General features: G+C 63.5%; 8 protein-coding genes. 4 read left to right on the top strand and 4 right to left on the bottom strand.

Annotated features, from left to right (window positions below):
- Positions 1–248 precede the first annotated feature (248 nt).
- Positions 249–701 carry an SRPBCC family protein gene (locus ACY69P_RS10860; protein WP_459901865.1) on the bottom strand — a complete coding sequence of 151 codons (453 nt, stop codon included), beginning with the start codon at positions 699–701 and terminating at the stop codon, positions 249–251.
- Positions 702–831: 130 nt separating this feature from the next.
- Complete coding sequence (locus ACY69P_RS10855; protein WP_462327480.1) at positions 832–2,262, bottom strand: RtcB family protein; 1,431 nt, start codon at positions 2,260–2,262, stop codon at positions 832–834.
- Between the two features lie 216 nt (positions 2,263–2,478).
- Here ACY69P_RS10855 and ACY69P_RS10850 point away from each other — a divergent pair, with 216 nt between their 5' ends.
- Positions 2,479–3,342 (top strand): mechanosensitive ion channel family protein, encoded by an 864-nt coding sequence (locus tag ACY69P_RS10850; RefSeq protein WP_462327479.1) that lies wholly within the window; start codon positions 2,479–2,481, stop codon positions 3,340–3,342.
- 117 nt (positions 3,343–3,459) lie between these two features.
- On the opposite strand, the gene ACY69P_RS10845 is transcribed toward ACY69P_RS10850, so the two are convergent.
- Together ACY69P_RS10845 and ACY69P_RS10840 are read right to left on the bottom strand one after the other, a co-directional pair.
- On the bottom strand, positions 3,460–3,891 hold the full coding sequence (locus tag ACY69P_RS10845; RefSeq protein WP_404845512.1) for an ACT domain-containing protein: 432 nt from the start codon (positions 3,889–3,891) through the stop codon (positions 3,460–3,462).
- Between the two features lie 147 nt (positions 3,892–4,038).
- Positions 4,039–5,334, bottom strand: a complete 1,296-nt coding sequence (locus ACY69P_RS10840; RefSeq protein WP_459901862.1) for a phenylacetate--CoA ligase family protein — start codon at positions 5,332–5,334, stop codon at positions 4,039–4,041.
- Positions 5,335–5,601: 267 nt separating this feature from the next.
- Here ACY69P_RS10840 and pgl point away from each other — a divergent pair, with 267 nt between their 5' ends.
- The 3 genes from pgl to gpmI form a co-directional block, all read left to right on the top strand.
- On the top strand, positions 5,602–6,408 hold the full coding sequence (gene pgl / locus ACY69P_RS10835) for a 6-phosphogluconolactonase (protein WP_462327478.1): 807 nt from the start codon (positions 5,602–5,604) through the stop codon (positions 6,406–6,408).
- Positions 6,409–6,868: 460 nt separating this feature from the next.
- On the top strand, positions 6,869–7,252 hold the full coding sequence (gene rsfS, locus ACY69P_RS10830; RefSeq protein ID WP_404845515.1) for a ribosome silencing factor: 384 nt from the start codon (positions 6,869–6,871) through the stop codon (positions 7,250–7,252).
- A gap of 106 nt (positions 7,253–7,358) precedes the next feature.
- Positions 7,359–8,765, top strand: a 1,407-nt coding sequence (gene gpmI, locus ACY69P_RS10825) for a 2,3-bisphosphoglycerate-independent phosphoglycerate mutase (RefSeq protein ID WP_462327477.1), incomplete at its 3' end; no start/stop codon positions are given.

Raw genomic sequence — 8,765 nt, 5'->3', positions numbered from 1 at the left:
GTTTGCCGATATGCAAACCGTCAGCGTCCGGAATTGGTGGCGGCCCGAAGATGATCCGCACATCCGCGAAACATGGACCAGCGACCCCGTGTACGTGGTGAGCGCCGTTCGCGTGTAACGCTTGTGATGTGCGTGGCGCGTTCCGGCTGGCCTGAGCGCCGGCTGTGTTCTGTATACTGAAGAAGGCGATGTCTCCTGATGGAGGCGTCGCCTTTTTTGTGGTCTGCGGTCAGAGGGGAGAGGGCGCGCTAGACGAAAAGGTTGGCGAGGGTTTCTTTGCGGAAGGCGAAGATGGCCCGAAGGCGCGGGCGCACAATCAGGCTGTTCACCGCATCTCCCAGCCAGCCGAGCGGCAGGGCGTAGTTGACGATGTCGCGCATGTGCACGCCGCCGTTTTTCTTTTCGAAAATGTGCTGGTGGTGCCAGAAGCGGTAGGGGCCAAGGCGCTGCTCGTCCACAAAGTAGTGCGGCTCGCGCACGTGGGTGATTTCCGTGACCCAGCGCATGGAAACGCCCGGAAACGGACGGATGGAGTAGGTGAGAATTTGGCCGGGGTACATGGGGTCCGGCTCGCGGCAGGTCATGTCAAAGCACAGCCACGACGGCGTGATGCGGCACAGGTTTGCCGGGTTGGAGAAATAGAGCCACGCCTCGCCAAGGGAGACGGGCAGCATCTGGTTGCGCACAAGGGTGTGGAGCATCGGTAAAGCATACCACAAACCGACGCGCGGGAGGAACTCCGCCGCGCTTTTTCGCGCGCGGCGCGCGGCAAAATGGACGGATGCGGCGCAAGCGGGCGACGCGGCAAAACTGCGCGGGGCTGGCCGCCGGTTACCCCTTCACGCAGACCAAGGGCCGCACACGCGCCACTGCCTTGGCGATGCCTGCGTCCGTCACCGCGCGCACCACGGCGTCGATGTCCTTATAGGCTCCCGGCGCTTCCTCTGCCGCGCCGCGCGTGGAGCCGCTGCGGATGACGATGCCGTGGTCCCGCAAGTCCGAGAGCACCTGACCGCCGCGAAAGGTTTTCTGCGCCTTTTTGCGGCTCATACTGCGGCCCGCGCCATGGCAGATGGACCCGAAGGCCACGCGCATGCCGTAGTCCGTTCCCGTGAGAATGAAGGACGCCGTGCCCATACTGCCGCCGATGAAGGCGGGCTGGCCTACGGCGGCGTAGGCGGACGGCAGGTCCGGGTGCCCCGGCGGCAAAGCGCGGGTTGCGCCCTTGCGGTGCACCAGCAGGGCGGCGCTGCCACCGCCCACGGTGTGGCGCTCCTCCTTGCAGGTGTTGTGCGCCACGTCGTAGATGAGGGACAGCCGCGCCTCGGGGAAGACGCGGGCAAAGGCCTCGCGCGTGAGGTGGCTGAGCACTTGCCGGTTGGCAAGGGCGCAATTGATGCCGCAACGCATGGCCGCCAGATACGCCTGCCCAAGGGGCGAGGCCGCCGGGGCGCAGGCAAGCTGGCGGTCCGTGATGGGCAGGCCATGGGCGGGCATTTCGTCAAGCATCCGCGCAAGGTAGTCCGTGCCGATTTGGTGCCCCAGCCCGCGCGAGCCGCAATGGATGCTGACCAGCACGTCGCCCTCGGCAATGCCATAGGCGTCGGCGGCGCGGGCGTCGTACACGGTCTCGATGTATTGCACTTCCAGATAGTGGTTGCCGGAGCCAAGGGTGCCGATGGCGTCGCGCAGGCGCGTCATGGCTTTTTCCGACACGGCGTCCGGGTCGGCCCCGGCCATGCGTCCACGCTCCTCGGTATGGTCAAGGTCCGCCTGCGAGCCGTAGCCGCGCTGGACGGCCCACTTGGCGCCGTCCCGCAGCAGGGCGGTGGCCTCCTGCTTCGACAGGCGGATGGAGCCGCCAGTGCCAAGACCGCTGGGGATGGCTGTATACAGCGTGTCCGCCAGCTCGTCCTGCGCGCGGAGAATATCGCTTTTGTGCAGGCCGGTGCGCAGGCAGCGTACGCCGCAGGCAATGTCGAACCCAACGCCGCCCGCGCTGACAATGCCGCCGTGCGCGGGGTCAAAAGCGCCTATGCCGCCGATGGGAAATCCATAGCCCACATGGGCGTCGGGCATGGCGATGGCCGCGCCCCGGATGCCGGGCAAGGACGCCACAGCGCACAGCTGGCGGCGCACGTCGTCCTCCATGGCGCGCAGCAGGTCGCTGGAGGCGAAAAAATCCGCGTCGGTCTGCATCGTCCCGCGGCGGGGCAGTCGCCAGTGGTTGGCGCCGAGGTTGGTAAAATTGGTCTGGTCCATGGTGGCTCCTGACGTCTTGGGGCGTCTTTTGGGCGTGGACTGCACGCCGCCTGAGGCGATCATAGCGGGAGAGCGGGCGCGGGGCCAGAGGTAAGGCGCGGTGGAGGCAAGGTGTTTTGTGGCTTTTCCTTGCGGGGCGCATACGCTATATCCTAAGGGATGATTCGCACAGAATGCTCACGCGAACGCGCCGAGAGTTGAAACGGAGGAAACAGAATGGATCTATCGACAATACTGCCTGTAGCTGAATTCAGCGAGTGGTCCACACTCGCCCTTGCTTGGCTGGTGAAAAATGGCCTGCGCCTGCCCGTAGCCATTATTATCTTTTTGCTGGGCCGGTGGGTGGCCAAGCTCATTGGCGAAGGCGTGTCCCGCATTGCGGGGCGCGGGGCCGCGGACCAACTGCTGGCCAACTTTCTGAGCGGCGTCACGTACTACACGCTGCTGACCGCCGTGGGCATCGCCGCGCTGGCGCATTTGGGCGTGAATGTGACGTCGCTTATCGCGGTCTTTGGCGCTGCCGGTCTTGCCGTCGGCCTTGCCCTGAAGGACTCGCTGTCGAACTTTGCTTCCGGCGTGATGCTGGTGGTCTTTCGGCCCTTTAAGGTAGGCGACTATGTCCTTGGCGCTGGCGTTGCCGGCACCGTGGAGCGCCTGACCATTTTCAACACCATCATGGTGACGCCGGACAACCAGCGCATCATTATCCCCAACTCCATGCTGATGGGCGACGTCATCACCAACGTGACCGCCAACCCCATCCGCCGCATAGACTTTACCTTTGGCATTGCCTACGACGATGACATCGACAAGGCCAAGGACGTGGTGTGGAAGACCCTCGCCAAGGAGTCGCGCATTTTGGACGATCCGGAAACCGTTGTTGCCGTCCACACCCTTGGCGACTCCAGCGTGAACCTTGTGGTGCGCCCGTGGGTGAAGACCGAGGAATACTGGAGCATCTACTGGGCGCTGATGGAAGCCATCAAAAAGGCGTTCGACGCCGAAGGCATCACCATTCCCTTCCCCCAGCGCGATGTGCACCTGTACCCGCAGGGCGAGGCGCAGCCCGCCAAGCAGTAGCGCTACTGCGGCGCGTTGCGGCGCGCCCGGCATACGGCCAGAACAAAAAGGGCGGCTTCCGTAAGGAGGCCGCCCTTGTATATGCTGTATGCTTTGTCGTCCGAAATCCGCCGGAGGCTACATTTTGTAGAGCTCAGCGCCGGGGATAATCTTCACGTTGTTGCGCTGCAAGGTCTCAATGGCCTTGTCCGTGCGGTCGAAACGGAAGATCATGGTGGCGTCCTCTCCGGACTGCTGGACGAAGGCGTACATGTATTCCACGTTAACGCCCTCAGCGGAGAGCATGTCGAGGATGGCATGCAGGCCGCCGGGCTGGTCCGTTACTTCGGCCGCCACAACGGTGGTGCGGCCCACGGTAAAGCCGTTGTCCTTGAGCACGGCCTTGGCCCTGTCAAAGTCGTCAACGATGAGGCGCAGGATGCCGAAGTCCGAGGTGTCGGCCAGAGACAGCGCCCGGATGTTCACCGAGTTTTCGCTTAGCACGCGCGTGACTTCGGCCAAGCGGCCTGCTCTGTTCTCCAGAAAGATGGAAATCTGTTCGGCTTTCATTGTATGGTGTCTCCCGTTTCAGCTTTCGTTTGCCGTCGCCGCTTCATGTAGAAACAGCGATTTCTGTCTTGTACGCGATAACTGGTTCTTATGGCAAGCCATGTGGGGCGCGGCTGAGCATCTTTTGGCCCGCCGCGCCGGGCTGTGCTAGCGCTGGTCAATGATGCGCTTGGCCTTGCCCTCGGAGCGCTCGATGGTCTTTGGCTCCACCAGTTTGACCTTGGCGGTAACGCCGAGGAATTCCTTGATGCTTTTCTGAATTTTGCGCTCCAGAGCCTGCAGGCCCCGGATTTCGTCGCTGAGGAACTTCTCGTCCACTTCCACCTGAATTTCCAGCGTATCCAGAGAACCGTGACGGCCAACGATGATCTGGTAGTGCGGGGCGGTGCCCTCGGTTTCCAGAATGATGCTTTCAATCTGCGAGGGGAAGACGTTCACGCCGCGGATGATGAGCATATCGTCGCTGCGGCCCATGATGCGGTGCATGCGCACGAGGGTGCGGCCACACTTGCAGGGCACGTAGTCCAGCTTGGTGAGGTCGCGCGTGCGGTAGCGCAAGAGGGGCAGGGCTTCCTTGGTCAGCGTGGTGATGACCAGTTCGCCAACGGAGCCGGGGGGCAGGGTCTCGCCGGTTTTGGGGTCGATGATTTCGGGCAGGAAGTGGTCCTCGGCCAGGTGCAGGCCGTTCTGGGCGGCGCGGCACTCGCACGCCACGCCCGGGCCCATGATTTCGGACAGGCCGTAAATATCAATGGCGGTGATGCCAAGGCGCGCTTCAAGGTCGCGCCGCATCTCCTCGGTCCACGGTTCCGCGCCGAAGATGCCGACGCGCAGCGGCAGTTCGCGTATGTCCATGCCCGCATCGTTTGATGCCTCAATAAGATACTGCATGTAGGACGGCGTGCTACAGATAACCGTGGGGCCAAAGTCGCGCAGCAGCTGCACCTGACGCCTCGTCCCGCCGCCGGAGACGGGAACGATGGTCGCGCCCAGCTCTTCCGCGCCGTAGTGCACGCCAAGCCCGCCCGTGAACAGGCCGTAGCCGTAGGCGTTGTGGACAATATCCGCAGAGCTTGCGCCAGCCGCCATGAACGAGCGGGCCATCAGCGTGGCCCAGTTTTTTACATCGCGCTTGGTGTAGCCCACAACCGTGGCCTTGCCGGTGGTGCCGCTGGAGGAATGGATGCGCACCACGTTCTCGCGCGGGACGGCAAAAAGGCCAAAGGGGTAGTTGTTGCGAAGATCCTGCTTTTCGGTAAACGGGAGGTACTGGATGTCGGCGAGGCTGCGAATGTCGGCGGGTTTGACGCCTTTTTCATCAAGGCGCTTGCGGTAAAACGGAACGTTGGCGTACACACGTTCCACAAGGTTCTGCAGCCGCTTGAGTTGGAGTGTCTCCAGCTCTTCTCTTGGCATGGTTTCAGTTTCGACATCATAGATCATTGCCTGGTCTCCTCTCGAGTACATGTACCGTTTATGGTGTATGAAAAAGCAGGGGTGGGCACTGCACTGGTGCACAGCGCCGCGGCGCGCATCTGCGGGACTTCGCATTTCCCACAGTGCGTTGAAGTATCGGCAACCTTGCCCAATCCGCATGGAGCGCGTCAACCCTTTTTGCGCCCGCAGAAGCATGTTGTGGCGCAAAAATGGGATGAAACCGCCCCGCATGCAGACACGTGGTGACCTTCTACAGACAGGATGGAGTACAGCATGACGATGCACCCGGCATATACACAGCCCGATGACTACGCCGTCCCCGGCGCGCAGGCACTGGTCTTTGCCACGCGTGAGGCCATGGCGCGCGAGGCCGCGCGGCGTATTGCCGAGGCGTGCCGCGCCGCAGTGTCCCAGCGCGGCGTTGCCGCCCTGATGCTGGCCGGTGGGTCCACCCCGCGCCGCACCTATGAACTCCTTGCGCAGGAGGCGGACATGCCGTGGGCGGACATTCTTGTCTTCTATGGTGATGAACGCATGGTGCCGCCGGACGACCCCGCCAGCAACGCCCACATGGCGCACCAGACACTGCTGTCCCGCGTGCCTCTCCCCGCCGCCAACGTCATGCGCATAGCGGGCGAGAGTGGCGACGCCGCAGAGGCCGCCGCGCAGTACGAGGCCACCTTGCGCGGTGTGACGCAGGAGCGCGGCCTTGCCGCAACGCAGGGTGTTCCGGTGCTGGATGTGGTTCTGCTTGGCATGGGCGACGATGGCCATACCGCATCACTTTTTCCCTACAGCACGGCCCTTGATGAGCGGGCGCGGCTTGTGGTTCCGGCGCTTGCTCCGCCGGATGCGGCCGTATCGCAGCGGGTAACCATAACCCTGCCGCTGTGTGCGGCGGCGCGGCTGGTGGTCTTCCTCGCTACCGGGCCGCACAAGGCCGGCATCGTCCGGGAGATGGTCACCCAGCCTGCCGAGGCCGCGCGGCGCTATCCGGCGGCGCAGGTGGTTTCCGGCGGCGACCTGCTCTGGCTGTTGGCCGAGGTGGACGGCGGGGGCGGAGAGGGCACGTCTGCGTAGGCGCGTGGGCCTGAATTGGGCAGAAAAGTCCCGCCTGTTGCCGCGCGGCGAAGAAAATTCGCGCGGGCGGTGCGCTGTGTATCCGGTGTTTGGCTGCGGTTTTGGATGGGGGCGCCGTGCTATCCATCTGAAATGGCGGGTGATTTTTCTCCCGTTGGCCGCTCGGGAGCCGCTGGCCGTGTTTTGGGGCGGCTTTTGCGCATTTGGCTATCATTGCGGGCAAGTGTGAAATGCTTTATGTGATGTCGCGCGGCGTACGCGCACACGCGCGTGACCGCGACTGGACATGCGCCACAGGGAGGGTATCCTGTCCGGGTGGTGCGTGGCGCCTTGCCGCGTCCAGAACATGTGTGCATCCCGCCGTCCGCCCGCCGGACGGCCAGAAATATTTCCGCGTTGACCGGGGCCGGAGGCCACTCCAGAGCCTTGGCGACGACACCAAAAGGAGCTTTTCCCAATTATGCAGAATTCCGAGAACACGACCCTTGGAACCGTTGAGACCATGAAGCGCGTGGCTGTGTGGCTTGACGAAAAGAAGGGACGCGACGTCGTGGCCCTTGATGTTGCCGGACTGTGCAGCATCACCGAAGGACTGGTGGTGGTGACCGCCGGCAGCGTGAAGCACGCCCAGGCCCTTGCCGACCACGTCCTTGACCGCAGCGGCGAGGAAGGCGTGGAGTACCTCGGTATGGAAGGCTACAAGACCGGCGGCTGGATCCTTGTGGACCTTAACGACGTGCTGGTTCACATCTTTCAGGACGACACCCGCGGCTTCTACAATCTGGAAGGCCTGTGGGCCGAAGCCGAAAAGGTCGAGCTGGACCTGCCGGAAGCTGACGCCTAGCGTCCCCACGCGGCCGATGAGCCGCTGCGCCACCGCGCCCGCCATGGGCGCGTGCGACACCCCGCTCCCACCACGGTAAATTGGTGGCCGACCCCAAGGAGGAACCATGTCTGAACCGAAACCCACTCTGCTTCTCATCCTCGACGGCTGGGGCATTGCCCCCGCGACGGACGGCAACGCCGTGTGTCTGGCCGGAACGCCGTACATCGACAGCCTCAAGGACGCCTATCCGGCAACGGTCCTCGACTGTTCCGGACGCGCGGTGGGATTGCCGGACGGGTTCATGGGCAACTCCGAGGTCGGCCATATGAATATCGGTGCGGGCCGCGTTGTCTATCAGGACATGACGCGCATCGACATTGCCATGGAGGACGGCTCCCTCGCCACACGTCCTGCCATTGTGGACCTGCTGGATGCCATCAAGGCGTCCGGCGGGCGTCTGCATTTGATGGGGCTGTTGTCCGATGGCGGTGTGCATAGCCACATTAACCACCTGTATGCCCTCTTGGCCGTTGCCAAGGAGGCCGGGGTGGATGCTGTGGTGCACTGCTTTATGGATGGCCGCGACACTGCGCCGGATAGCGGCGCGGGCTACCTTGCCGCGTTGCAGGCGGAGATGGACCGCATCGGCCATGGCCGCATTGCCACGGTGACGGGCCGCTATTACGCCATGGACCGTGACAAGCGCTGGGAGCGCAACGCCCTTGCTTACGACGCGCTGACCCGTGCCAAGGGCAAAATGGTTGCCGACCCCGTTATTGCCGTACGCGAGGCCTACGAGGCCGGAGAGTACGACGAGTTCATAAAGCCCCTCATCGTCATGGATGGTAATGGTTCGCCCGTTGCCCGCCTTGAGGATGGCGACGGCGTGTTCTTCTTTAACTTCCGCGCCGACCGCGCGCGCCAGATTGTGCGCACGCTGTTTGACGACGACTTTGCGGAATTTGAGCGGGAGCGTCGGCCCAAGCTGGCGGCGCTGACCACCATGACCATGTACGAGTCCGCCTTTCCGCTGCCTGTGGCCTTTGCCCCCGAGGGCATTGCCGACGGCCTTGGCGAGGTGGTGTCGCGCATGGGGCTGAAGCAGCTGCGCATTGCGGAGACGGAGAAGTACGCCCACGTGACGTATTTCTTCAACGGCGGACGCGAGGAGCCCTTTGACGGGGAGGACCGCAAGCTGGTGCCGTCCCCGCGCGAGGTGGCAACCTACGACGAAAAGCCCGAAATGAGCGCCCGCGAGGTGACCGACGCCTTTGTGGACCTGTGGAAGAACAAGGGCTACGACTTTGCGGTGCTGAACTTTGCCAACTTGGACATGGTGGGGCACACCGGAATTATTCCGGCGGCGTGCAAGGCCGTTTCCGTGGTGGACGAATGCGTGGCGCGCGTTGTTCCCGCCGTTCTTGAACGCGGCGGACGGATTCTTTTGACGGCGGACCACGGCAATGCCGAGCAGATGCTCGACGCAGCCGGCGGCCCGCATACAGCACACAGTACGAATCAGGTTCCCCTC

Source organism: Desulfobaculum sp. (genome assembly GCF_054921475.1).
This window is presented reverse-complemented; position numbering and strand designations above follow the sequence as displayed.